This window comes from Nitrospirillum iridis (assembly GCF_014205765.1).
GTDB lineage: Bacteria > Pseudomonadota > Alphaproteobacteria > Azospirillales > Azospirillaceae > Nitrospirillum > Nitrospirillum iridis.
In genome coordinates, this window is the sequence record NZ_JACIIZ010000002.1 from 498,755 (window position 1) to 524,301 (window position 25,547).

23 protein-coding genes are annotated in these 25,547 nt (G+C 67.6%); 10 read left to right on the forward strand and 13 right to left on the reverse strand.

The features are described 5' to 3' along the window. Positions 1-391: 391 nt before the first annotated feature. The gene (locus FHS74_RS05200) at positions 392-2,809 is read left to right on the forward strand and encodes a Tex family protein (protein ID WP_184798108.1); all 2,418 of its coding nucleotides are present in this window, start codon (positions 392-394) and stop codon (positions 2,807-2,809) included. Positions 2,810-3,018: 209 nt separating this feature from the next. On the opposite strand, the gene FHS74_RS05205 is transcribed toward FHS74_RS05200, so the two are convergent. After that, positions 3,019-3,576, reverse strand: coding sequence for a hypothetical protein (locus FHS74_RS05205; protein ID WP_184798109.1), 558 nt, complete (start codon positions 3,574-3,576; stop codon positions 3,019-3,021). 64 nt (positions 3,577-3,640) lie between these two features. Continuing rightward, positions 3,641-4,303 (reverse strand): response regulator, encoded by a 663-nt coding sequence (locus FHS74_RS05210; RefSeq protein ID WP_184798111.1) that lies wholly within the window; start codon positions 4,301-4,303, stop codon positions 3,641-3,643. Between the two features lie 271 nt (positions 4,304-4,574). Here FHS74_RS05210 and FHS74_RS05215 point away from each other — a divergent pair, with 271 nt between their 5' ends. The 3 genes from FHS74_RS05215 (at position 4,575) to FHS74_RS05225 (ending at position 6,193) form a co-directional block, all read left to right on the forward strand. Then, positions 4,575-4,913, forward strand: coding sequence for a hypothetical protein (locus FHS74_RS05215; protein ID WP_184798113.1), 339 nt, complete (start codon positions 4,575-4,577; stop codon positions 4,911-4,913). A gap of 114 nt (positions 4,914-5,027) precedes the next feature. After that, on the forward strand, positions 5,028-5,345 hold the full coding sequence (locus FHS74_RS05220) for a hypothetical protein (protein ID WP_184798115.1): 318 nt from the start codon (positions 5,028-5,030) through the stop codon (positions 5,343-5,345). 62 nt (positions 5,346-5,407) lie between these two features. Then, a complete protein-coding gene (locus FHS74_RS05225) occupies positions 5,408-6,193 on the forward strand; it encodes a class I SAM-dependent methyltransferase (RefSeq protein WP_246462919.1) in 786 nt (261 codons plus the stop codon). Here FHS74_RS05225 and pssA read toward each other — a convergent pair whose 3' ends face one another. Next, a complete protein-coding gene (gene pssA, locus FHS74_RS05230; RefSeq protein ID WP_184798117.1) occupies positions 6,194-7,075 on the reverse strand; it encodes a CDP-diacylglycerol--serine O-phosphatidyltransferase in 882 nt (293 codons plus the stop codon). Then, positions 7,075-7,767, reverse strand: a complete 693-nt coding sequence (locus FHS74_RS05235; protein ID WP_211106114.1) for a phosphatidylserine decarboxylase — start codon at positions 7,765-7,767, stop codon at positions 7,075-7,077. The genes pssA and FHS74_RS05235 overlap by 1 nt, the downstream gene beginning before the upstream one ends. 311 nt (positions 7,768-8,078) lie before the next feature. Here FHS74_RS05235 and FHS74_RS05240 point away from each other — a divergent pair, with 311 nt between their 5' ends. Both FHS74_RS05240 and hrpB read left to right on the forward strand, forming a co-directional pair. Continuing rightward, positions 8,079-8,525 (forward strand): response regulator, encoded by a 447-nt coding sequence (locus FHS74_RS05240; protein ID WP_184798121.1) that lies wholly within the window; start codon positions 8,079-8,081, stop codon positions 8,523-8,525. 115 nt (positions 8,526-8,640) lie between these two features. Continuing rightward, positions 8,641-11,133, forward strand: coding sequence for an ATP-dependent helicase HrpB (hrpB, locus tag FHS74_RS05245; RefSeq protein ID WP_184798123.1), 2,493 nt, complete (start codon positions 8,641-8,643; stop codon positions 11,131-11,133). Between the two features lie 98 nt (positions 11,134-11,231). Here hrpB and bla read toward each other — a convergent pair whose 3' ends face one another. The 7 genes from bla to FHS74_RS05280 all read right to left on the reverse strand — a co-directional run bounded on the left by bla (position 11,232) and on the right by FHS74_RS05280 (position 18,007). Then, complete coding sequence (bla, locus tag FHS74_RS05250) at positions 11,232-12,239, reverse strand: class A beta-lactamase (protein ID WP_184798125.1); 1,008 nt, start codon at positions 12,237-12,239, stop codon at positions 11,232-11,234. 87 nt (positions 12,240-12,326) lie between these two features. After that, entirely contained in the window at positions 12,327-13,433 is a 1,107-nt protein-coding gene (gene spbR, locus FHS74_RS05255; protein WP_184798127.1) for a SpbR family protein, read from the reverse strand. Between the two features lie 216 nt (positions 13,434-13,649). Next, positions 13,650-14,429 (reverse strand): DUF6969 family protein, encoded by a 780-nt coding sequence (locus FHS74_RS05260; RefSeq protein ID WP_184798129.1) that lies wholly within the window; start codon positions 14,427-14,429, stop codon positions 13,650-13,652. Positions 14,430-14,446: 17 nt separating this feature from the next. Further along, positions 14,447-15,097 carry an ABC-type transport auxiliary lipoprotein family protein gene (locus tag FHS74_RS05265; RefSeq protein ID WP_184798131.1) on the reverse strand — a complete coding sequence of 217 codons (651 nt, stop codon included), beginning with the start codon at positions 15,095-15,097 and terminating at the stop codon, positions 14,447-14,449. After that, positions 15,094-16,062, reverse strand: a complete 969-nt coding sequence (locus FHS74_RS05270) for an MlaD family protein (protein WP_184798132.1) — start codon at positions 16,060-16,062, stop codon at positions 15,094-15,096. Before FHS74_RS05270 ends, FHS74_RS05265 begins: the two co-directional genes overlap by 4 nt. Positions 16,063-16,083: 21 nt before the next feature. Next, positions 16,084-16,911: an ABC transporter ATP-binding protein gene (locus FHS74_RS05275; protein ID WP_246462920.1), complete on the reverse strand. Its 828-nt coding sequence runs from the start codon at positions 16,909-16,911 to the stop codon at positions 16,084-16,086. Continuing rightward, positions 16,871-18,007, reverse strand: a complete 1,137-nt coding sequence (locus FHS74_RS05280) for an MlaE family lipid ABC transporter permease subunit (protein WP_184798134.1) — start codon at positions 18,005-18,007, stop codon at positions 16,871-16,873. Before FHS74_RS05280 ends, FHS74_RS05275 begins: the two co-directional genes overlap by 41 nt. Before the next feature lie 232 nt (positions 18,008-18,239). On the opposite strand from FHS74_RS05280, the gene FHS74_RS05285 reads away from it, so the two are divergent. Continuing rightward, positions 18,240-18,755 carry an adenine phosphoribosyltransferase gene (locus FHS74_RS05285; RefSeq protein WP_184798136.1) on the forward strand — a complete coding sequence of 172 codons (516 nt, stop codon included), beginning with the start codon at positions 18,240-18,242 and terminating at the stop codon, positions 18,753-18,755. A 39-nt stretch (positions 18,756-18,794) separates the two neighbouring features. On the opposite strand, the gene FHS74_RS05290 is transcribed toward FHS74_RS05285, so the two are convergent. Together FHS74_RS05290 and FHS74_RS05295 are read right to left on the reverse strand one after the other, a co-directional pair. Then, complete coding sequence (locus FHS74_RS05290) at positions 18,795-19,574, reverse strand: ABC transporter permease (protein ID WP_184798138.1); 780 nt, start codon at positions 19,572-19,574, stop codon at positions 18,795-18,797. After that, the gene (locus FHS74_RS05295) at positions 19,571-20,347 is read right to left on the reverse strand and encodes an ABC transporter ATP-binding protein (protein WP_184798140.1); all 777 of its coding nucleotides are present in this window, start codon (positions 20,345-20,347) and stop codon (positions 19,571-19,573) included. Before FHS74_RS05295 ends, FHS74_RS05290 begins: the two co-directional genes overlap by 4 nt. A 217-nt stretch (positions 20,348-20,564) precedes the next feature. Here FHS74_RS05295 and FHS74_RS05300 point away from each other — a divergent pair, with 217 nt between their 5' ends. The 3 genes from FHS74_RS05300 to FHS74_RS05310 all read left to right on the forward strand — a co-directional run bounded on the left by FHS74_RS05300 (position 20,565) and on the right by FHS74_RS05310 (position 25,492). Further along, positions 20,565-21,254 carry an ATP-dependent Clp protease proteolytic subunit gene (locus FHS74_RS05300; RefSeq protein WP_425491258.1) on the forward strand — a complete coding sequence of 230 codons (690 nt, stop codon included), beginning with the start codon at positions 20,565-20,567 and terminating at the stop codon, positions 21,252-21,254. Positions 21,255-21,340: 86 nt separating this feature from the next. Further along, positions 21,341-22,108 carry a class I SAM-dependent methyltransferase gene (locus tag FHS74_RS05305; protein WP_184798142.1) on the forward strand — a complete coding sequence of 256 codons (768 nt, stop codon included), beginning with the start codon at positions 21,341-21,343 and terminating at the stop codon, positions 22,106-22,108. Positions 22,109-22,579: 471 nt separating this feature from the next. Next, positions 22,580-25,492 (forward strand): TonB-dependent receptor, encoded by a 2,913-nt coding sequence (locus tag FHS74_RS05310; RefSeq protein WP_184798144.1) that lies wholly within the window; start codon positions 22,580-22,582, stop codon positions 25,490-25,492. Positions 25,493-25,547 lie beyond the last annotated feature (55 nt).

Genomic DNA, 25,547 nt, shown 5'->3' on the forward strand with positions numbered 1-25,547 from the left:
GCCCTTTTGGCCGGGGCGGGCAGCATAGATTAAATCAGTCGACCTTGGCACGGCCGGAGAGGGCGTTTCCTATCGGTCGCCTGATTTTGCCGTGCGAAATAATCGGCATCTGTGGATAAGTCTGTGGAGCACGGCCGGAAAAGAGCCCGTCCCCCTGCCCGAAAGAGAAAGGCCCGCGCCCGCCCACCCCCAGGAATAGAGCGGCCCACGGCGGAAGGTCCAGGAATTGTGCCGCCCGCCACGCCCCGATTCTCCTGCCCGAAAGGTGGATAATCCCCTTCCAAGGGGGTAGGTGCGACAAAGACTGGCGATCCCCGCCGCGTCGCGGTAATGAGCCTGGGCCCCGAGGGGCGTCCTTATCCTTGCCACCACGTCTGGTCCCCAAGCCGCCATGACCGATACCGCGCGCCGCATCGTCGGCCTCATCGCCACTGAACTCGCCGCCCGCCCTGAACAGGTCGCCGCGGCGGTCGCCTTGCTGGACGAAGGCTCGACCGTGCCCTTCATCGCCCGCTACCGTAAGGAAGCGACCGGCGGCCTGGACGACACCCAGCTGCGCACCCTGGATGAACGTCTGCGCTATCTGCGTGAGATGGAGGAGCGGCGGGCCACCATCCTCAAATCCATCGAGGAACAGGGCAAGCTGACACCCGAGTTGCAAACCCAGATCGCCACGGCCGACACCAAGACCCGGCTGGAAGATCTGTACCTGCCCTACAAGCCCAAGCGCCGGACCAAGGCGATGATCGCGCGGGAGGCGGGGCTGGAGCCCCTGGCCGACCTGCTGCTGACCGAGCCGACGCACGACCCGGAAGCCAGCGCCGCCGCATACGTCGACGCCGAAAAGGGCGTGGCCGACGCCAAGGCCGCTCTGGAGGGCGCCCGCGCCATCCTGGTGGAGCGCATGGGGGAAAACGCCGAGCTGCTGGGTTTCCTGCGTGGCTACTGCCAGGAACACGGCCGCGTCGTCTCCACCGTGGTGGAGGGCAAGGCCGAGGAGGGCGCCAAGTTCTCCGACTATTTCGACAAGGCGGAGCCGCTGTCGGGCCTGCCGTCGCACCGCGCGCTGGCCCTGTTCCGCGGCCGGGCCGGCGGCATCCTGGATTTGGCGGTGAAGGTGGGGGAAGACCCGGCCCCGGGTCAGCCGCACCCCTGCGAGGTGGCGATCGCCAACCGATTCGCCATCCAGGACAAGGGCCGGCCCGCCGATCGCTGGCTGCTGGACACCTGCCGCTGGGCCTGGCGCACCAAGATCGCCCTGCACCTGGAACTGGACCTGATGGGCACGGTGCGTGACCGGGCCGAGGATGAGGCCATCGCCGTCTTCGGCCGCAACCTGAAGGGCCTGCTGCTGGCCCCGCCGGCCGGTCAGCGCGCCACCCTGGGACTTGATCCGGGCATCCGCACCGGCGTGAAGGTGGCGGTGGTCGACGCCACCGGCAAGATGCTGGAGACCGCCACGGTTTTCCCGCATGAGCCGCGGCGCGACTGGGCCGGTTCCATCGCCACGCTGGCGGCGCTGGCCGCACGGCACAATGTCGGCCTGATCGCCATCGGCAACGGCACCGCCTCGCGCGAGACGGACAAGCTGGCCGCCGACCTCATGGCCCAGTTCCCGCAGCTGAAGCTGACCAAGGTCATGGTGTCGGAGGCTGGCGCCTCGGTCTATTCGGCGTCCGAGGTCGCGGCCAAGGAGTTCCCCAACCTGGACGTCAGCCTGCGCGGCGCCGTGTCCATCGCGCGGCGCCTGCAGGACCCGCTGGCCGAACTGGTGAAGATCGATCCCAAGTCCATCGGTGTCGGCCAGTACCAGCATGACGTCAGCCCCACCAAGCTGGCCCGTACCCTGGACGCCGTGGTCGAGGATTGCGTGAACGGCGTGGGCGTGGACCTCAACACCGCGTCCGTCCCCCTGCTGGCCCGGGTGTCGGGCCTCAGCGACAGCATCGCCCGCAACATCGTGGAATTCCGCGACACCAACGGCGCCTTCCGCAACCGCCGCCAGCTGCTGGAGGTGTCGCGCCTGGGCCCCAAGGCGTTCGAGCAGGCGGCGGGCTTCCTGCGCATCCGTGACGGCGACACGGCGTTGGACGGTTCCGCCGTCCATCCGGAATCCTACACCGTGGTGGAACGCATCCTGGCCAAGACCGGCCGCACCCTGGCGACGCTGATCGGCGACGTGCCTTTCCTGCGTTCCCTGGACCCCGCCGACTATGCCGACGATCGTTTCGGTATCCCAACGGTCGAGGACATCCTTAAGGAATTGGAGAAGCCGGGCCGCGACCCGCGTCCTGAGTTCAAGACCGCCGCCTTCAAGGACGGCGTGGAGGAGTTGAAGGACCTGCAGCCCGGCATGGTGCTGGAAGGTGTCGTCACCAACGTCACCGCCTTCGGCGCCTTCGTCGACGTCGGCGTGCACCAGGACGGCCTGGTGCACATTTCTCAGCTGGCCGGCAAATTCGTGAAGGACCCGCACGCCGTCGTCACCGCCGGCGACATCGTCAAGGTCAAGGTGCTGGAGGTGGACCTGAAACGCCGCCGCGTGGCGCTGACCATGCGCCTGGAGGAACAGGCGCCCGCCGCCGGCCGGCCCACCGGCCCTCGGCAGGATGACGCCCGGGCCGAGAACCGGGGCCAGAACCGCGGTCCGGGGGGCGAACGTCCCCGGGGCGATCGCAAGCCGGGCGGCCCCCGCCCCGGCCAGGGCGGCGGGAACAAGGCGGCACCTGAACCGCGTGGCGGCAGTTTTGGCAACGCCTTCGGCGGCGCGCTGGCCGATGCCTTCGCCCGCGCCCGCAAGGACAAGTAATGCCAACGGCATTTGATCGTGACCGATCAAATGCCGTTCCTCAATCGCCGGGCGCGACCATCCGGTCGCTTGGCTTCCTCGTTTTCCCGTCCGCTACGCTCCCCGGTAAGCTCCGGCGCCCGCAGTCGCGGGCTACAGCGGCACGAGTCGGAATCTCGTGCCGCTGGTATAAGGGTGAAGGTTTCGGAGGGGCGGCATAAATCGGCGCGTCAGCGCCGGTGAATCAGCTTGGCGCGGGCCAGGGCCAAGGATTTGGTCAGGGCCTGCCCCAGTTCCCCGCCGTCGCCCTTGATGTCATCGCGCACCACGACGTGCATGGCGTCGATGTGCAAGCCCAGCACCGTCATCAGCGCATCGGACGTGTTTTCCGGATCCACCAGGAACTGGTTCATGGAATTGGCGAAATCCGACAACAGATTGTAGCCGAAGGTGCGGCCCAGCGTCATGATGCCGTCGGAAATCTTATAGATTTTGCGCAGGTGCTGGGCCCGGTTCTCGGTATCGCGCTGGGCCTGCGCGAACGCCGCCTGCAGGGAGGTCAGGTCGATGCGCGTCTGGCCGCGATGCGCCTCGGCCATACGCGCCACATGACGGGTGGCGCGGTCGATATGGGCGGGGTCGATCTGTCCGGGCTTGCCGTCCGCCGTGCCCCCCACCTTCGCGCGCAGCTTGTTGGGCAGCTCGATGATCTCCACCACCCGGGCGCCCTTGCCGCCCGCCGGCTTCTCAGGCGGGGTCCCCGGGGATTTTGGCGATTTGTCCGTCATTCCTGTCCCTTTCTCACGGGGTGGCATCGTCCCGGAAGCTCGCCGGCATGTCCAGCCAATCGGATTACTCCACAGTTTCCGGGGCGACGGGAATGGACTCCGCGCCCGCGTCCCCATCGGAACCACTCGCCACTTCCGGCACCGCTTGCCCCACCGGTGGCAGCGCCTCGGCCGACGCCTCCTCCAAAAGGACGCGGTGGCCGGTGATGACGCGGCGGTCATCCCCGCCATAGGGCAGGGTCTGCCGACGCCGATCCGGCCCGATATAGCCCGGCGCGCGAATGAAGGGCCGGGGTTTGTCGACGATGGCCAACAGTCTGGACGCCACATTGGCCACCGACATGGGCTTGGCCAGGTATTCGGTGACTCCACCATCGCGCGCCAGACGGACGGCATTCTCGTCCGCCTCGCCGCTCATCATCACATAGGGGATGAATTTCAGCTTTTCATGGTCGTGGTGGCGTACCCATTTCAGCAATCCCAGCCCATCGACGGGTGCCATCAGATGGTCGGCGAACACGATGTCAATGTCGCTGGCGCCCTGGATCTGGGTGGAGACGTCGAGGATGGCCATCGCCTCTTCCCCGCTTTCCGCCTGCAGCACGCGGCCGATCCCCAAGCCTCGCAGCACCGTGATCAGGATGGTGCGCACGAAGCGGTTGTCGTCGGCCACCAGGACGCTCAAGCCATCCAGGCGGTAGTATTTTCCGGACTTTCCCGATGCCATAACGCCCTAAAAAGCCAGCCGGACTTGATTTTGCCAGCAGTGTAGCTTCTTCCGCCAAGCCGTGCGCGGGTTAATGCGGGCCAGCGCCCGTCCCTGACGGCCCCATATCCAGAACTATACCCTTGCACCTGCTCCCCCCGCAGGCGGGCATCAGCGTTCGCGCGCAGTTAACGGTTTGGTGACAAGCGGCGCCGTATGGTTCGGCTATCCCCAGCAGGGGAGGTGTTTAGCCATCCCCGGCGGGGGAGGTGTTAAAAGGAGCGCCAGTCCAATGTCCCGGCCTATCCCGCACAACAACCTGATCGAGCGGACCTCCGTCCTAACCTACACGCTGATGGAACAGTTGCACGATGTCCTGAACACCCCCAGCGCGCCGGAGGACGTGACGCTGGGCATGCTCATGGGCATGTCCATGTTCCTGGATGACCAGATCGGCCCTTTCCGCATGACTCAGTTGCTGCAGGCCGCCCCCGACATCATCCTGCGCACCGACGCGCACGTCACCCGCGACCAGATCGACCGCTTTCTACCGGTGTTGCGCGCCTTTGGCGACAAGCTGGCCGCCCTGACGCCGGAGACGGTGACCGAGCCGACAAGCAGCCTCTCGTGATCTGGGGCCGCCATCGCGGCCTTTTCACGCGACGGTGTCCCGCTTATTTGTAGAACAGGTCACCGCTTCCCTTCGACCGCCGCCCGGCAACGCGGCCTCCATGGTTGATCGAACATGCTCTCGCAGCTGGACAACGCCCACCCCACCCTGTTCCTGGCCTTCGCCTGCATCGCGGTGCTGGCTGCGGCCGGTCTGACCGTCGGCTATGTTTGGCGCCGCCTGGGCCGCCTGGCCGCGCGCCAGTCCAACCTCGCCCGCACCGCCTCCGACCACCTGACCCGGCTGCAGCGCGACCTGACCGACCTGGCCGGCCAGGTGGAACGCCTGGGCGAGTTCAACCAGCGCCTCGCGGAGGAGGTGGACCTCCTGCGCCACCGTCTCGCCGATGGCGGCTATGAACCGCAGGACAACGCTCCGCGGGTCCTGCATTGAGCGGCGGCGGCCCCAAGGCCGCCCCTTCCGTCGCGGGCCCGGGCCCAAGCCGGGACCGGGAGATGCGCCGCTGGCAGAACAGCGGCGCGGCCTGGGACCGCTGGGCCGACAGCATGGCCGACCCGGCGGCCCGACTGAACCAGCCCCTGCTGGCGGCCCTCGACCTGGCCCCCCATCACATCCTTCTTGATCTGGCCAGCGGCGCCGGAGAGCCGGCGCTGACCGCCGCCCAGGGCATGGGGTCAACCGGCCGCGTACTGGCCAGCGACCTGGTGCCCGCCATGCTGGCCGGCGCGCGCCGTCGCGGGGGCGGCATCGACGCCCTGTCCTTTATTGCCGCCGACATGACGGCCCTACCCCTGGCCCCGGCCAGCGTCGACCGGATCAGCTGCCGGTTCGGCCTGATGTTCGTGCCCGACGCGGCGGCGGCGGCAAGGGAGGCGTACCGGGTCCTGCGCCCGGGCGGTATCGCCGCCCTGTTGTGCTGGGGCCCGCAAGCCGACAATACCCTGTTCCGGTTGCTCGATACCGTGCTCGGCGGCGTGCCCGACCTTGCCGTGCTGTTCCGCTTCGCCCAGACGGGGAGCCTGTCGGGGCTGCTCCGGGACGCCGGCTTCGGCACCGTGACCGAGTCGTCCCTGAGGCAGTCGGCCCTGGCCGAGGGCGCCAAACCCTTCTGGCGCCCGACCCTGGACATGGCCTTCGCCCCCGCGCTGGCCGGATTGTCCAGGGAGGAGCGCGCGTTGCTTGAGCACCGCATCACCGCCGCCGTCGCGGCGGAGACCGGGATGGACGGGCGGGTGCCCGTCCATCTCCACGCCCGGCTGGTGGTCGCGCGTAAGGATTGATCAGGGCCGCGGCGACCCATCGTTCGAGGTGACGGACGCATCCCCGGGCTCTTCGGACCCGGGCTCGGCGGCCACCAGGTTTTCCGCCTGGGTCCTCAGGCGTTTGTACTGACGCACGCTGAACGGCAGGGTGACGAGATAACCCACGCCCAGGATCAACAGGGTGGTCCAGGGCGCGCTGACCGCGCCGGCCGCCAGCAGCACCAGGCCCAGGAAGACGAACACGACATACCGCGGATGGATGCGCAGGCCCTTCAGCGAGAAGGTGGGGATGGCGCTGATCATCAACGCGGCCATGCCCACGGTCCACACCACCACGAAGGCGGGATGGCCCACCACCTCACGCCCCATCTCGAAACTGCCGACGATGGGCAGCAGGGCCAGGCCGGCGCCGGCCGGCGCCGGCACGCCGGTGAAGTAGTTGTAGGCCCACACCGGCTTTTGCGCGGCGGACCCCAGCGCGGTATTGAAGCGTGCCAGGCGCAAGGCGGCGCACGCGCCAAACAGCAGGCAGGCGATCCAGCCAAAGCTGCGCGCCTCGTTCAGGCCCCACATGTACAGGATCATGGCGGGCGCCACGCCGAAACTGACCACGTCGGACAGGCTGTCAAGTTCCGCGCCAAACTTGCTTTGCGCGTTCAGAAGACGGGCGATGCGCCCGTCCAGCGCATCCAGCACGGCGGCCACCACGATGGCGATGACGGCGTGTTCCCAGCGCTGTTCGGTGGCGAAGCGGATGCCCGTCATGCCGGCCGACAGGGCCAGCACCGTCAGCATGTTGGGCAGAAGCTTGTTGACGGTGAGGCCACCCAGGCGGGGCGGCCGGATGGCCCGGCGCCGCCGCCCCAACGGCCCCCCCGCCCCAGGGGGACGCTGCGCCATCAGCGCACCACGCCCTGGCGTTGCGGCTCCGCGCTGGTGAGGTCAGCCAGGATGGTTTCGCCGCCCAGGGCCTTCTGCCCGACGATGACGAGGGGCTGCACGCCGTCCGGCAGATAGATGTCGGTGCGGCTGCCGAAGCGGATCAGGCCGTAGCGCTCACCGGTCGCCACGCTCTGTCCCGGCTTCAGGGTGCAGAGGATGCGGCGGGCCACCAAGCCCGCGATCTGCACGAAGGCGATCTCGCGCCCATCGGGCATGGCCAAGCGGATGCTCATGCGCTCGTTCAGGTCGCTGGCCTTGTCGAAGGAGGCGTTCAGGAACTTGCCCGGGTGATATTCCGCGCGGGTCACCGTGCCCTCGATGGGGGTGCGGTTGATGTGCACGTTGAACACGTTCAGGAAAATGCTGATGCGGGTCAGCGGCTCCGGCCCCATGCCCAGCTCCGGCGGCGGCACGGCCTTGGTGATCATCTGCACCAGGCCATCGGCCGGGCTGACCATCAAGCCGGGACGCGAGGGCACCACGCGATCGGGATCCCGAAAGAAATAGGCGCACCACGCCGTCAGGATCACCCCGATCCAGCCCAGGAAGGTGGAGAGCCAGAACAGGATGAGCGTGACCACGGCGAAGGCCAGGATGAAGGGCCAACCGGCGCGGTTGATCGGCACGATGACGGTGCTGAGAGCGGACATTTGCATTTTCCACAGGCAGGCCCGAGGGCGGGCCCAAGGGGGGTGAGAAGATGGCGCAGTGTAGACAGGGCCGCCGCGGATTTTAAGTGCCATTCCATATCGTTCGGGCTAACGGCACCCGGTCCGCGCTGTTCAAGGCGATTTTTCGCCCTACCCCCGCCCGGCGCCGGGGGCGGCCGTCCCCCCTTGTGAACTACGACAGGTTGCCTACCGCCCCCTCACGCAAGGACGGATACCCTTTCAACTCGCTTTAAGGAAAAATGCAGTCAATCCGGGTCGCCCCCTGGCAACGGCGCGCCCCTGGTGTTCCAATGACGTTGACAGGTTATCGCGCCGTGCGTGCCGAACAGACAGTCGATCGGGATCTGACCCAGCGGACCTCCACCGCCCGTCATCCCCGCTACCGCATCGTCATCGTCGAGGATGAGGCGCTGATAGCCCTTGGTCTTGAGCAGATCCTGCTGCAACAGGGCCATGAGGTCTGCGCCGTGGCCGCCTGCGTCGATGAGGCGGTGGCGGCCGTGGATCGTCACCGGCCGGACCTGGTGCTGATGGACGTCATGCTGCGCGGGGGCGATGATGGCGTGGACGCGGCGGAGCGCATCTGGACGCGGTTCGGGGTCCGCAGCCTGTTCACCAGCGCCGTCGACGCCGGCACGCTACGGCGCCGCGCACCCAGCGTATCGCTCGGCTTCATCACCAAGCCCTACCGCCCGGAGGACTTCCAGCGCAGCCTGGAGCGACTCAGCCTGGCCTGATCACCTTTTCGCGGCCGACTGACGGGCGCAGGGGCCAGATACCGCCCGCGAGGCGGGTTTCCCGCCCCGCACAAGGGCGCTGGCGGCAACGCGCGGCGCGCGGTATGACGGCGCCATGCCGCCCATCGACCAGACATCCCTGCCCATCGACGCCGTCCTGCCGGAACTGCTGCGGGTCCTGGCGGACAGTCCCAACGCCGTGCTGCAGGCCGCCCCCGGCGCCGGCAAGACCACCCGCGTGCCGTTGGCGCTGCTGGACCAGCCCTGGCTGGACGGCCAACGTGTCATCATGCTGGAGCCCCGGCGCCTGGCCGCCCGCGCCGCCGCCAAACGGATGGCGGACACCCTGGGTGAGGCGGTCGGGGAAACGGTGGGCTACCGTGTCCGGCTGGACACCCGCGTCGGCCCCCGGACACGCATCGAAGTGGTGACGGAGGGCCTATTCCTGCGCCAGTTGCAGGGCGACCCCTCCTTGGAGCGCGTCGGCGCCGTCCTGTTCGACGAATTCCATGAACGCAGCCTGGATGGCGACCTGGCGCTGGCCTTCTGCCTACAGGCCCAGGGCCTGCTGCGCGAGGAACTGCGCCTGCTGGTCATGTCCGCGACGCTGGACGGTGGCAGCGTGGCCGCCCTCCTGGGCGATGCCCCCATCGTCAGCAGCGAAGGCCGCGCCTTCCCCGTGGAAACGCGTTGGGTGGAGCCGGCCGCCACCGACCGGCTGGAAATGGCCGTGGCCCGGGTGGTCAAGCGCGCGATGATGGAGGAGACGGGAAGCGCCCTGGTCTTCCTGCCTGGAACAGGAGAGATCCGCCGCGCGGAAAAGGCGCTGGCGGATTTGGGCCTGCCGCGCGACGTCGTCGTGGCGCCCCTCTATGGCGATCTAGCGCTGGACCAGCAGGAAGCGGCCATCCGCCCGGCAGCCGGCGGCCAGCGCAAGGTGGTCCTGGCCACGGCCATCGCCGAGACCAGCCTGACCATCGACGGCATCCGCATCGTGGTGGACGCCGGCCAGGCCCGTCTGGGCCGCTTCGACCCCGGCAGCGGCATGAACCGCCTGGAAACGGCCCGGGTCTCCCGGGCGTCGGCCGACCAGCGCCGCGGCCGCGCCGGCCGCCTGGAGCCCGGACTCTGCTATCGCCTGTGGAGTGAGCAGGCGGACCGCGCGCTCACCCCCTACGCCCCACCGGAAATCCTGCGCGCCGACCTGGCCCCCCTGGCGCTGGAGCTGGCGGCCTGGGGGGTGGACGACGTGGCCGACCTGCCCTGGCTGGACCTGCCACCCGCCGCCCCCCTGGCCCAGGCCCGCACCTTGCTGGCCCAGTTGGGGGCGCTGACGGACGATCTGAAGATCACCCCTCACGGCCGGCGCATGGCCACGCTGGGCATGCATCCCCGCCTGGCGCACATGGTGCTGGTGGGCATGGACATGGGCTTGGGTGCGGCCGCGGTCCACCTCGCGGCCCTGCTGGAGGAGCGCGACCCGCTGCGCGGCATCGCCCGCGATACCGATCTGCGCCGCCGGCTGGACCTGCTGTCCGGCCAGGACGGCGGTGCCGCCGACCGCAGCGCCCTGCGCCAAATACGGGAAAGCGCCCGCCAGACCATGCGCCAGTTGCGCATCACCGACCGGTCGTTCACAGGCGAGGATGCCGGCCGCCTGCTGGCGCTGGCCTACCCCGACCGCCTGGCGCAAAAGCGCCCGGGAAGCCAGGGCCAATATCGCCTGGCCAACGGCAAGGGCGCCGTGCTGGACACCGCCGACGCCCTGTCGCGCCACGATTGGCTGGCCGTGGGCGATTTGGACGGGGACACCCGCGAGGCCCGCATCTATCTGGCCGCCCCGATCACGCGGGAGGAGATCGAGGAGGTCTACGCCGACCGCATCGTGACCGAAGAGGTGGTGACTTGGGATGTGCGGGAACAGGCCGTGCTGGCCCGCCGCCGCCGCCGCCTGTTCGGCCTGGTGCTGAAGGATGAGGTCCTGACCCAGCCACCGGCCGAAGCCGTGGCCGCCGCCATGATGACGGGCATCCGGGAACTGGGCGTCACGGCCCTGCCCTGGACCAAGGCGCTGGAGGCCTGGCGCGAGCGCGTGCGCTTCCTGCACCGCTCCGGCACCGCTGAAACCTGGCCGGACCTGTCGGACGAAGGCCTGCTGGCCAGCTTGGAAGACTGGCTGGCACCCTACCTGCCGGGCATCAGCCGCGCCGGCCATCTTCAGCGCCTGGACCTGCACGGCGCGCTGACCGGCCTGTTGGACTGGCCCCTCAGCCAGGCGTTGGAACGGCAGGCGCCCACGCATATCGACGTGCCCAGCGGCTCCCGCCTGCCCATCGACTATTCCGGGGAAATCCCGACGCTGGCCGTGCGCCTGCAGGAACTGTTCGGCCTGGCCCAGACACCCACGGTGGCCGGCGTGCCTGTGCTGCTGCACCTGCTGTCGCCCGCCCACCGGCCCATCCAGGTCACACGCGACCTGGCATCGTTCTGGGCCAACACCTATCGCGACGTGAAGAAGGACCTGGCGGGACGCTACCCCCGCCACTACTGGCCGGACAACCCGCTGGAGGCGGAGCCGACGGCGCGGGCGAAGCGGCGTGGAACTTAGAGTCCTTCCGGCTTTCGTTGAATCGCCGGAAAGACTCTAAGCTTCTGTTCCGTCGTGCGATTCACGGTTCAGATGCTTCAATCTGAACCGATCGCACTCTAAGGCCGCCAGGCTTCGACGACCGCGCGGGCCACGCTGGCGATGAACGCGTCCGCCTTCTCACGAGGACCCTGCAGGCTGGCGACATAGACCGCCACGGCATAGCGGCCGCCATCCGGCGCCGTCATCAGGCCGACATCGTTGTTGGCCAGGGTCACGCCCTCGACCGAGGGGCCCGCCCCCGGCTTGTGCGCCACCGTCCAGCCGGCGCCCAGGCCCGCCTTCAGGCGATGGGGCTGGGTGGTAGTGTGGTTCAGAATATCCATCAGGCGGCGGGTGCTGGCGGGGCTCAGCAGGTCCCCCTTGTCCAGCCGATCCAACAGCAGGGCCATGGCGGAGGGTTCGGCGGTGTCACGTGGGTCGCTGAGATAGGCTTCGCGCTTGACGAGACGGGTGGCGGCCGGCACGGCCGCGGCGGCGGCCTCGAACGCCGCCGGCTCGACATAGGCGTCCGTCCAGGTCAGGCCCAGGATGTCGCTTTGCAGGTGGCGCTCATCCCGATCCACGCGGATGCCTTCCAGGCCCCTGGCCGTCAGGGCGGCCTGCACCACCGCCGGGCCGCCGATCAGACGCAGCACGGTGTCAGCGGCGATGTTGTCGCTGTCCGCCACCATGCGGGCCATCAGGTCGTCCAGCGTGGTGGTCCAACCGGCCGGGGTGATGTTCTTGGCCAGGGGCTGCCAATACACGGAGCGGTCCGTGGGATAGAGCGTGACCTTTTGCTTGAGGTCCATGGCCCCCTTGTCCACCAGGTCCAGCAGCGCGACGGCGACCGTCAGCTTGAACACACTCTGCTCGGGAAAGCGTTCGTCCCCCTTCACACCCACCACGGCCCCGCTGGCGCCATCACGGACCGCCACGCCGGCCCGGCCGGGAAAATCCCGCGCCAGGCGATCCAGACGGGTTTGCAGCGCCGTCATGTCCAGGGTACCCGCCAAGGCCGCAGGCGCGGCGACAGCAAGGCTCATGGCGGCGGCACAGGCCGCCCGCAGCGTCGAGGTCAACATTGGTGAAGGATCCCCATCCGTTCAGGCCAGCCATTTTGGCCCGCGGCAGGGATGCGCGACAATTGTGGTGGAAGCGTGGCCCCGCCGTCAGACCTTGGCGGTCAGGTCCGTCAGCTTGCTCAGCAGATAATCCAGGTCGTCGCTGGCCATCTCCTCGAACTGGGTGAGGATACGTTCCAGCATCTTGCGGCGATGGCGTTCCAAATCATGCTCACCACCATCGAACTCGGTCTCGTTGGCGACATCCAGCGCCACCTTGATGGCCGGGTAGATCGACTGCGGCATGCTGGTGCGGTCAAACAGCGCCTTCATGCCCAGCTTGCCGGCGTCGTGGATCAGCATGCGGGCGTTGGGCGTGGGAATGCGGGCCAGCTGGGCCAAGGCCACCTCGAAAAAGGCGACGTCGCCCATGCACAGGGACCGCAGCAGCAGCGACGGCGACAGGCGCCCGTTGCGGTACAGCTGTTCAACCAGGGTTTCCAGCTGGGCGTCGCTGGCGACACCCACCAACTCATAGGTCGCCTTTTCCCGGCCCTGCAGAACGATGTCGCTGGCCACATCGGCCGGCAACTCGTGCCGCTCCACCAGCCGCTCGCGCAGCTGTTCCGACACCATGGTGACCAGCCGTTCGGCGATATTGACCGGCAGGCTGCCCCGCTCGATCAAGGGGGCGTGGACGGCGTCACTCTTGGGGAAGCGGTTCAGCACCCGCGTCAGCGCCGCCTCGGTCACCTTGGCGGCCTCATTGGCCATCAGGGTGGCGACGGCGGCTTCCGCGCCCGCGTCGACCAGCACGTCAGCGACACCTTCGGACACCTCGGGCCGCTTGGCCACGGCCGATTGTTTCGCTTCCGAACCGGTCTTGATCAGCTCGATCAGGTCGGCATCGGTCAGCACCGACGACAACTCGATGAAGGGCAGCGACACCTCCTCCACGTCGCGCGCCAATTGCAGGGCGACGTCGCGGGGAATCGCGGGATAGTTCCTCAGGCTTTCCGACAGGGCGGAGCGGACGCGGACGGCGGCGTCCCGGGCCATCAAGCGGACGATATCCTCAGCCAGCGCCCGCTCGGAGGGGGTCAGTTGATCGGCGCCGAACTGGGCCGCGATCTTGGTGGCCATTTCGGCGCGGGTCGTGGCGGACGGATCGGCCAATAGCCGTTGCACGTCCTGATGCGTCAAGGTTTCGGACATTGGCAGGGCAACCCGCTCCCTTCGCTACCGACCGGCCGCCTGGCTTTTCTCCCCCTCCCCGCCGTCGTCATGACATCAAGGTCAGGGGGCGCCAGATCTCGCCACCATGCGATCCCCGGCGTTCCACCGGATGACCATTGCCCATTAATAATACAGCCTTCCCCGTCTTGGCCAACGCCATTTGGGTCATATGCCCCGCATTCCCCCCACGGGCAGCTAAGCGGGAGGGACCACCGCGGACTGTTGACGGGCGCGCCGCCGCACGGCGCGCTCAATTTCCTGGATGCGGCCGTCGACATCCACCAGGCGTTCAGACGTCACTTCGAGCGCGCGGTCGTCATAGACGTAAGACCCAGGATGTTCAGCCTGCCAGCGGGCGACCACCGCATCTCTCTCGTGCAGAAGCTCAAGGATTTCATCGTGATAGAGGCGAACCAGCGCCGTGATCCAACGATTCAGCGGCCAGGAGGGGCGGGCGTGGTCGATCTGGAAGCCTTCCAGCATGCGGACGACATCGGCCGCAGGATACCAGGTTTCACCCGTCACCCACCGGTTGGTGGTGAACAAGCGTGTCACACAGCCCATGCGGTCAACGGAAATGCCGATCAGATGGCTCAGCGCCGAATTGCCGTCCGGGTCGGGTTGGAGGTCGGGCAACGGGGCCGGCGCCACACCGTCCGGCATGCCCAGGGGCCGCATGAAGGTGTGAAAGTGGCCCACCTCCTCCCCCACCAGTTCCGACTCCGGATGGGCGTGGAAGTAGAATTGGGCGTGGTATTCACTGTCATACACATCGGCCGGCGGATGATGGCGCCACGGCTCCAAAGGCTGGACGGCATCGCGAAGAACCTCTCCCAGCACGGTGTCGCCGGTCTTGGCCAGCGCGCGGGTGCAGCGGGCAACCTCCCGGGCCGCCTCGCGCTGCCTCACCAGCGTCTCGTCCGACAGGCTGTCGACCACTGTCGCGCCGCGCGCTGAGCCATGAAGAAGGGGCATGGGGGCCAGCCTTACCTTCAAACACCGCCGCCGGCGCGCCGGCCGGGCTGCAGGGTCCATTCGGCCACCTGCCGGGCCAGCGTGTGGAAGGCCTCGTCATAGGCCGCCAGCACCGCGGGGAAACCGGTGGACTTGGCCGCCACCCGGATCTCGAAGCCCTGGCTTTCCAGGATCGTGCGCCGGGGCAACGTCACCAACTTGCATTGGACGCGGACGTGGACGGTGGGCACGTCCTCCACCGTCGCGTGAGGGTATTCCGCCTGAAAATCGCGGATGTCGGTCAGGAGGACGTAATCGGCGCGCAAACCCGAGCCCTCACGCCCAACGCCGGAAATGCGGCCGGAATATTCGAAGGACTCGATCAGCAGCCCCTGCAGCATTTCCGGCAGGGCGTCCTGCCATTCCGCGTCGAAATAACCGAAGTCCCCCTCCAACCGACGCAGCGGCACGCGGGTGGTGTTCAGCACGGAGGTCGTGGTGGGCACGCCCACCAGCAATTGCCAGCCCACAGGCTGCGCCGGCGCGAATTCCCGCGCCGCGGTCAGCCGCACCACATGCGGCGGGCTCTCGAAAATGGAGCAGGCCGGCAGCGCGCCCAGGGCCAAGCCGCCGCCCATCACTCCCATTCCGCGCGCCAGCAGGCGGCGGCGGTTCAGCGCCCCCCTCATTTCACCTCCACGCCACGCTGCCGGCCACCGAAGAGGAAGCCGGACGGATCGTTTTCAATACGGTTGGTCACCCGCGACAGGTTGTTGCTGAGCGTGCGCAGATCGCCGATCAGCTGGCTCAGATCGTAAAGGCCGCTGGAGGTGAAGTCGCGGATGGGCCCGCGATTCTCCTCCACCATGCCGCGCAACTGCTCCACCGTCTGGTTCAGGTTGCGGGTCAGGACCTTCACGTCCTCGGCCGACTGGTTCAGGTTGCCGCTGATACGCTTGGCGTCGCTGCCCACCGTGTTGACGGTGGCGCGGGTGTCGACCAGCAGCGCCTCGGTCTGCTTGCTGATCTCCCGCACATTGCCGCGCAGCTCATTCACCAAATGGCCGGCGTCCTGCACCGTGCCGTTGGCGGCGCCGGCGGTGGAGGCCAGATTGGCCAGCATGGAGGCAAAGGCCTTCTGGTTGTCCGGCGTCATGAAGCCCGCCAGGCTGTCCGACAGCTTGATCAGGTTTTCCAGCAGGTGCGGCGCCTCCTGCAGCAGCGAGGCGATGTTGCTGGGACGCGACGGTATGACCGGCACATCCACGTCAGCCTGGGTTTCACGCAGCAGCGGCGCCTCCTGGCTGCCGCCGGCGATTTCCACATAGACGCCGCCGGTGACGCCCACCGGCTCCAGCGAGGCGACGGCGTCGGACTTGATGGGGGTGTCCTTCGGCACCTCCACCTTCACCTCGATGCGTTCCACGTTGCCGGGATCGATGCGGATATCGGTGACGCGCCCCACCGCCACGCCGCGATAGCGCACCGGGCTGCCCGCCACCAGACCGGTGACCGAGCCCGAGAAATAGATGCGGTACGGCGTCGACGCCTTGTCGAACTGGACCTTGGCCAACCAGACGATGGCGATGAACAGGGCCGCCGTCAGTGCCAGGATGAAGCCGCCGACGAGCGCATAGCTGGCGCGCGTTTCCATGAGAATTCAGCCCCTAACTGCTCATCGCTTCACGGCCGCCGCGCGTCCGCGGGGCCCATGGAAGTAGTCATGGATCCAGGGATGCGGGTCCGCCAGCAACATGTCAATGGTTCCCACCTTGATCTTACGGTCGACCAGCACCGCAATGCGATCGCAAATGGCATAAAGGCTGTCCAAATCATGGGTTACCATGACGACGGTCAGCCCCAGGCTGCGCTGCAACGTGCCGATCAGCTCATCGAAGGCGGCCGCACCGATGGGGTCCAGGCCCGCCGTCGGCTCATCCAGGAACAGGATTTCCGGATCCAGGGCCAGGGCGCGGGCCAAGCCGGCCCGCTTGCGCATGCCGCCCGACAATTGCGACGGGTATTTGGCGCAGCTGTCCGGCGGCAGGCCCACCATGGATATCTTGATGCGGGCCAGTTCCTGGATCAGGCAGGGGTCCAGGCGCGTATGCTCCTTCAACGCCACCATGACGTTCTCGGCCACGGTCATGGAGCTGAACAGCGCGCCATCCTGGAACAGCACGCCCCAGCGGCCCTGGACGGCGCGGCGGGTGGCGCTGTCAGCGGCCAGCATGTCGACGCCCAGAACCTCCACCCGTCCGGCGGTGGCCCGCATCAGGCCGATGATCTCCTTGAGCAGCACCGACTTGCCGGTGCCCGAGCCGCCGACGATGCCCATCACCTCCCCCCGGCGCACGTCCAGGTCCACCCCGTCGTGCACCGTCTGGCGGCCGAAGCGGGTGACCAGCCCCCGCACCCGGATGACCAGGTCGGCGGTGCCGGCCGCAGCGGGCGGCGGCGCCTCAGATTTTGAGGTAGGAGAAGAGGATGGAGAAGAGGGCATCGAGCACGATCACCAGGAAAATGGATTCCACCACCGACCGGGTGGTCAGCTTGCCCACGCTCTCGGCACTGCCGGTCACGTTCAGGCCTTCGAAACAGCCCACCAGGGAAATGACCATGGCGAAGACCGGCGCCTTGATCAGGCCCACGATCATGGTGGTCGGGCTGACCGCCACTTGCAACTGCCGCAGGAACTGTCCCAGCGTGATGTCCAGTGTGGCATAGGACATGACAGCACCGCCCAGCAATCCCACCACGTCGGCGAAGAAGCTGACCAGGGGCAAGGCCACGACCAGGGCGGCCAGGCGGGGCAACACCAGCATTTCGATGGGATCGAGTCCCAGCACCTGCATGGCGTCCACCTCCTGGTTCACCTTCATGGTGCCGATCTGCGCCGTGAAGGCGGAGCCGGAGCGGCCGGCGACGATGATGGAGGTGATCAAGACCCCCAGTTCGCGCATGATGCCGATGCCCAGCAGGTTGACGACAAAGATTTCCGCACCGAATCGGCGCAGCTGGTCGGCGCTCTGGTAGGCCAGCACCACGCCGATCAGGAAGGTCAGCAGGCCGATGATGGGCAGGGCGTTCAGGCCCACCTGCTCCAGGTGGAAAAAGAACGCCGTCCAGCGGAAGCGCCGGGGGTCCCGGATGACGCGGGCGATGGTGATGAACACCAACCCGAAGAAGCTCAACAACTGATAGGCGTCCTGGGCCAGGCTGAAGGCGCCCTTGCCCACCCGCTCCAGCAGGTCGTGGAAGGGGTGGTAGGGGGCGGTGACCTCCGGATGGCGGACCACGGCGCGCCGCACGTCGCGCAGCAGCGTGCACTGCGCCGGGGTCGCGCCGACGACGGCCACCGTCTCGCCCTCCGCCCGCAGGCGTTCGATCAGGCGGTCCAGCACCAGGGCGCCGGCCGTATCCATACCGGACAGCCCCGACAGATCCAGCAGGACCTGGCCCGGCTTCTTTTCCGGCTTCAGGCGGATCAGGCGCTCGTCCAACTGCTCCGCCCCGGCCAGATCCCATCGGCCGATAGCCGCGAGCAGCCAGTGGTCGCCCTCCCACGCCGTTTTGATCACGCCGATGCCCGCCGCCATCTTTCCCTCTGCCGGCCCCTCTGCCGGTCCCCGCCCCCATCCCGACGGGGGCGCCGGGCGGCCTTGCTCGTCCTTCACTTGACAGAAAGGCCCGCCACGGGTCAACAGCAGCGGCCGCGACATGCCCATCCGGGTACCGGCACCCCCCTTGGCGCTGGTCAGCCCGGGGGGCGTCCCCTATGATTTCGCGCCCCGGACCGGGGCGTTCCCGTTTCCCCCGAGGCCCTTCCTCATGGATCTGAAAAGCCACATCCGCGGCGTCCCGGACTATCCCAAGCCCGGCATCCTGTTCTACGACATCTCGCCGCTGCTGGCGCACGCCGACGCCTGGGCCGTCGCCATGGGTCGCATGGCCCGCCTGATCCAGGAAACGGGCGCCGACTTCCTGGTCGGCATCGAGTCCCGCGGCTTCCTGATGGCCGCGCCCCTGGCCCTGAAGCTGGGCCTGGGCTTCGCCATGGTGCGCAAGAAGGGCAAGTTGCCCGGCGACGTGGTCCGCCATTCCTACGATCTGGAATACGGCACCGACACCGTCGAGATTCAGGCGGACCTGGTGAAGCCGGGCCAGCGCGTGGTGGTGGTGGACGACCTGCTGGCCACCGGCGGCACCATGAACGCCGCCATCAAGCTGCTGCGCGACGTGGGCGCCGAGGTGCGCGCCGCCGGCTTCCTGATCGAGCTGGACTTCCTGGAAGGCCGCAAGAAGCTGGACGTGCCTGTTCTTTCTCTCCTGAACTACGACAAGTAGTCCAGGAGCCCCTCCTGCGCTGGGTGCCGGCATCCAGCGTCAGGGGCGCCCCGCCTCGCTGTCGTGCCAGCGCCGCAACGCCAGGCGCTGGATCAGCGACAGCAGGGCGAAGATCGCGATGCCCAGCAGGGACAGCAGGGACAGGGCCGCGAACATGCGCGGGGTGTTAAGGCGGTTGCTGGCGTCGACGATGCGCCAGGCCAGGCCTTGGCCGGTGCCGGATCCCGCCACGAACTCCGCCACCACCGTGCCGATCAGCGCCAAGCCGCCCGAGATCTTCATGCCCGCCAGCAGGTAGGGTAAGGCCGACGGCAACTCCAGCCGCCACAGCACCTGCCACTTGCTGGCGCCATAGAGGCGGAACAAGTCGCGCAAGCCCGCATCGGCCGAGCGCAGGCCCAAGGTCGTGTTGCCCAGGATGGGGAAGAAGGCGACGATCCAGGCCAGGATAAGCTGGGCCAAGTCCACCCGCTCATACCCCACCCAGACCAGCACGATGGGCGCGATGGCCATCACCGGCGTCACCTGCAGGATGACGGCGTAGGGATAGAGCGCCGAGGCCAGCAGGGGGGATCGGGTGAACAGGATGGCCAGCGCCACGCCCCCCGCTACCGCCAGGGCGAAGGCCTGCAGGGTCACGGTCAGCGTGAACCACAGCGACAGGCCCAGCGTCTGGGGATCGGCCAGCAGCGCCACCACAACGGCACTGGGCGGCGGCAGAACGAAGGCCGGGATGGCCAGCAGGCGTACCGTCCCTTCCCACCCCAGCAGGAAAATCACACCCAGGATCAGCGGGGCCAAGCGGCGCAGCGCGGTCATGCCGCCGCCCCTTCCGCCCGCATGGCCTCCGCCAGCGCGTGCGACACCTGGCGGCAGGCTGTGGCATAGCGCGCGTCGGTGCGCAAAGCCTCATCCCGGGGATAGGGGAGGTCCAGCGCCAGATCGGCATGGATGCGGCCCGGCCGGGGCGCCATGACGATGGCCCGCCCCGCCAGATAAACGCCCTCATACACGCTGTGGGTCACGAACATGGCGGTGAAGCGCTGGTCCCGCCACAGGGCCAGCAAATCGTCGTTCAGCTTCTGCCGCGTGATCTCGTCCAATGCCGCGAACGGCTCATCCATCAGCAGCAGGCGCGGCCGGGTGACCAGGGCGCGGGCGATCGAGGCGCGCATCTTCATGCCGCCCGACAGTTCGCGGGGATAAGCCTGGGCGAAATCGGCCAGCCCGACCTGGGCCAGCAGCGCCGACACCCGGGCGTCGGCCTCGGCCCGCGGCACCTTGGCCAGGTCCAGCGGCAGACGGACATTGTCCTGGATGCGGGCCCAGGGCATCAGCGTCGGCTCCTGGAAGACCATGCCGATCCCGCCTGCAGCCGGCGGCGCCGACCAACGGATACGGCCGGCCGACGGCGCGATCAAACCGGCGACATGGCGCAGGATGGTGCTCTTGCCACAGCCGCTGGCGCCGACGATGGCCACGAACTCCCCCTCCGCCACCGCCAGCGAAATGTCGCTCAACGCCAGCGTCCCGTTGGGATAGCGCTTGGTGACGCCCTGCAATTCCAGGAAGGGTGCCGCCCCCTGCCCCATCGGCCATCTCCGTCTCGACCCTTATCGGGGTTTACCTTTACCCGGGGCCCGCCCCCGACGCCACCCCCCCTCAACGGCGCCCCGGGCGGCGCCCCGGACGGCGCCCCCCGACGGCGCTCTTGCTAGACAGGACGGGGTAGCCGATCATGGTGAAAGCCACGTGCGACGCGCGGGTTGAACGAGGCGGCGAATCCCGCTACCTGATAGGGGTGGCCGGATGGGCCGCCGGTTCGGCCCCTCCGTCTTGTTCGTTCCCATGGAGATCCTGGTGACCCTGCCGATCCGCTTCGATGACGAAGAACCCGACGACGCCCCCGAGTCCGCTCCGGAGGGCGGCAAGGAGGAAAAGTCGAAGGGCGCGCCCTTCTCCCCCGTGGCCCAGAGCCTGTTCAAGAGCCGCACCGTCCTGATCTTCGGTGAGATCAACCAGAAGATCGCGGAAAGCACCATCGCCCAGTTGCTGGCGCTGGCGGCTGAAGGCGACGACCCCATCCGCCTGGTGATCAACTCCCAAGGCGGCCATGTGGAAAGCGGCGACAGCATCCACGACATCCTGCAGTTCATCCGCCCGCGTGTCCTGGTCCTGGGCACGGGCTGGGTGGCCAGCGCCGGCGCCCATATCTTCCTGGGCGCCGCCAAGGAAAACCGCTTCTGCCTGCCCAACACCCGCTTCCTGATCCACCAGCCCATGGGCGGCACCGGTGGCCAGGCCACCGACATCGCCATCGAGGCCCGCGAGATCGTGAAGATGCGCAAGCGTCTCAACACCATCATGGCGCGGGAGACGGGCCAGCCGCTGGAGAAGATCGAGCTGGATACGGACCGTAACTTCTGGATGTCGGCGGAAGAGGCCAAGGACTATGGCATCGTCACCCACATCATCAGCAAGGCCGACCAGCTGAAATAGGTCCAGCGCCTTGAGCCACTGACCGATCAAAGCCGCTCGCGCACCAGACGCGGGCGGCTTTTTTCTTAGCGTCCTGGAGCCTACCCATGACCTCCAACCCGCCGCCCCTGCCCATCGAGCCGGCGACTCACCTGTTCATGCCGGTCTACCGTCCTTTCCAGGGCCAGCGCTGGACCCTGCGCCTCGTGCCCTTGCAGATCTGCGCCGGATACTGGTCCCCCGCCCGCATGATCCAGGACATGGCGGTGCTGATGCGCCAGGAGGGGGATGGCCTCAAAAGCTGGATGTCCATGACCCCCATGGAACTGGAGAGCCAGGAGATCGGCTGCTTGCTGGCGCTGGGTCACACCGTGGTGATGGGCATGGGCATGGGTTGGGCCACCTGCATCGCCGCCCTCAATCCCGCCGTGACCGCCGTGACGGTGGTGGAGTTCGATCCCGAGGTGCTGGCGGTGATCGAGCAATCCGACATCTTCGCGCAACTGCCCGCCGAGGCGGCCGCCAAGATCACCGTCCGGCAAGGCGACGCCTACCACTGGCGGCCCGACGACGGCCGGCCGGTTGACACGCTGTTGGCCGACATCTGGTTGGGCCTGCACAAGCAGGGCCGCGAAAAGGAAGTGCGCGGCATGGTGGCCAATACCGGCGCCAAAGCCGTCTACTTCTGGGGCCAAGAGATGAACATGGCCTGGCGGCTCAAGGAACTGGGCTTGCCCGTGGATGCGGACGGCATCGCCCGGGTGGTTGAGGAGTGGGGCCTGCCCCTGCTGGGACCGGGGGAGCCGGACTACGCCGCCAAAGCGGCCGCGGCCGCGGCCCACTGGCTTTATCCGCCGGATCGCCCCCCTTTTTGAAGCCCATTGCGGACCGTCGCCAAGGCGGATAACGGCACGCTCGCGCCCACGTCGACGATGGCATCACGGCCATCGACCACGGGGGCCCGGCCGCCGCGATGACGCATGCCGTCTCGCTGCAATCAGGCAGCCCTGGGCGGACCAGGATCATATCCCCAAAATTGTCCGATAAGATCTTCAGGAAAAATGATTCTTAAATATATGTGAACCTCCCTTCATTGAAATTGTCGCGCATTTATCGCCAATAACTCCCGAAGGAAGTTACCTTTATTTCACCTGCATGCAACCAATTCGTCATACAGATAAGTTATTTTAATTTTCATTAATACAAAGCGCCTTAAGCGCTCCGCGCCTGGAAACCGGGGCCTGGAAACCGGGCGCGGCAAATCACCATGGCAATTGGGATCCTCGCGCATGTACAAGAAGGCCAGAAGGCTCTTGCTGACCGGCTCCACCTTAAGTGGCGCCTCCTTGCTCCTCCCCGTCCTATTGGTCGCGGCCCTTTCCTCCCCTGAGCGGGCGCAAGCGGGCGTGGCGAACGGCACGGTCACCGACGCCACGTCGGGCCAGACCGTTAGCGGCGCCATCCTCTCGCTCGGGGGACACACGGTGGTCAGCGGGCCTGATGGCCGCTACACCTTCCCCGACCTGCCGGCGGGCCGGTATGAGTTGACGGCCCGGGTGGGCGATGGCGGCCCGGCGCGCCGCAGCATCGACGTGCCGGCCCAGGGCGACGTCCGCGGCGATCTGTCGGTGACGCTGCCGGCAACCGGTCCGGCGCGGGAGGTGGTGATTTCCGGCCAACGCGCCCGCGACCGCGCCATCGAGGATCAATTGGCCGCCACCGGGACCACCAGCGTCCTGACGGCGGAAGCCATGAAGCGCAACCCCGACAACAACGTGGCCGAGGCGCTGGCCCGCCTGCCCGGGGTCGCGGTCGCACCCAACGCCACGTCAGGCTCGCCCAGCCAGGGCAACCACAACGGCGTTGACGCCGCAGGCCGCGGTCAGGGCGAATTCGTGTCGCTGCGCGGCATGGATCCGGAATACAACGTCAACCTAATCAATGGGGCCAATGCCGCCGAGGGCATGCCCTATGGCCGGCAGGTGGAACTGAGCCTGCTGCCCCCGTTCGGCATGGACAAGGTGGTCGTTTCCAAGACATCCACGCCCGACATGGATGGTGACGCGGTCGGCGGCACCTTCGATTTCCGCACCCACTCCGCCTTCGATTTCGACGAGCCGCTGCTGCGGATCTCCGCCCAAGGGACCCTTAGTGGCCGGGCGATGGACTACGGCCTCGACGCCGGCGGCGGCATCGGCCAGGTGGAAGTGGCGGATCGCTTCGGGCCCGACAAGCGTTTCGGCGCCTATATCACCGGCTATTACGGCAAGCGCAATTTCGTCAGCAGCATGCAGGACTATCAGGTGGGGCAGTGGGAGTTCCTGCGCACCACCTCGGAGCAGGGCGCCAGCGTTCCCGGCCTGGACAAGGCGGGCAATCTGTTGCTGACCAGCGTGAACGCCCAGTTCACGCGCGGCACCCAGGAACGCTATGGCGGCAACCTGTCGCTGGACTGGCAGGGCGACGCCACCAGCCTGCACCTGCGAACCACCTACGCCAAGTCCGACATCCGCCAGGAAGTCTACCAGAAGGCCCTACAGGCCGATGGCCATTCGGCGGCCGTGCAGCAGGCCGACGGCACTTACCTGAACGCGGAGGACGACGCCGACGAACACTACTGGTTTGAAACGTCCCCCGAGGTCTCGGAGTTGATGACCAGCCAATTGGGCGGCACCACCCACCTGGACCGCCTGACGCTGGACTACGACCTGTTCTACAGCTGGGGCCAGAATTCGGCCCCCGACCATGCCGAGATCGCCTATGAGACGGCTGGCCTGGGCGGCCCCTTCCTGCTGACCTACAACCGCGCGGGATACCCCATTCCCGTGCTGACAGCCGCCCAGCGGGCGTATTTCAACAACACCGCCAACTACACCGCCATCGACGGCAGCGGCGAGTTCACCGAATCCTACAGCGAGCAACGCAAGCTGGGCGCCCATATCGACGCGACCTACCAGATGGGCGACGGGCTGCTGGATTACCTCAAGGCGGGCGCGAAGATGGTGACGAGCCACCGCTTCGCCTATTCCCGCGATTACAGCGACCTGCAACCCTATCCCGCGGGTTCCAGCCTGGCCAGCAACCCCTACATCCAGGACGGCCAGCTTTCCTCCATCATCCCCGGCGTCTACGACTACACCGTGCCTTTGGGCGATGGCGACGCGCTGGCGGCGGCGCTGAAGAAGCTGGCCTATCAGCGGACGCTGTCGGCCGACGACTACAACGGCAACACCCTGCGGGGGTCCGAGGCGGTATACGCGGCCTACGTCATGGCCGGCATCAAGCGGGGCGATTGGGAGTTCATTCCCGGCCTGCGCTTCGAGCACACCCGCATCGCCAACACCTACTGGAACACGGCATCGGGTGACGGCCAGGTGTCATCGTGGCAGTCCAACAGCACCCTCTATAATGAGGCCCTGCCCAGCCTGCATGTGAACTTCCGTCCGGAAGCCGGGGGCGTCTATCGCGCTGCCGTCTGGACCAGCTACATGCGGCCGGCCCTGTATCAATTGGGCGGCGGCTCCCAAACCACGCTCAATTCCGATGGCAGCATCAGCATCACCCAGGGCAACCCCAACCTGAAGCCCACGGAGTCCGTTAACTACGACCTGTCCGGGGAATGGGCCCTGGACACCGGCACCCATGTCATGGCGGGCACCTTCTACAAGGCGCTGTCGCATTACCTCTATGATCGCGGCACCGACTACCATGCCTCGGCCGTGGCGCAGACGGGGGTGTCCAGCATTTCGCAACCGGTGAACGGCGGCAGCGGCCACGTCTACGGCGTGGAACTGGCGGCGAACCAGGAGCTGCGCCCCCTGGCGCCCGGCGTGCTGGACGGGTTCAGCCTGGCCGGCAACCTGACGCTGCAGCGTGCCGCAGTCCATTTGAACAGCAGCGGCATTGAGGATACCTCGCCCATGCAGGGCACGCCCAACGTGCTGTTCAACGCCTCCCTCTCCTATGACCGGGATGGCTTCGACACCACGCTGTCGTACCGCTACAGCGGTGACAGCCTGGTGCGCTATCGCTTCGGCACCTTCGGCGGCAATGCCCTGAACGAATGGCTGCGCGCCACCCAGCGGCTGGACCTGTCGGCCGGTTACACCTTCGCCAGCGGCCTGCAAGTGGGCCTCGCCGTGCAGAACCTGCTGGACGACTACAGCTACTATCGCACCATCGGCCGCAACGCCGACGCCATCCCGGAAATCGTGGAACCGGGCCGCAGCTATATGATCAACGCGACGTACACCTATTAACCGCCTCTGATTGACCACCCCTGGGCGGCGGGCACCGGCATCGGACGCCCGCCGC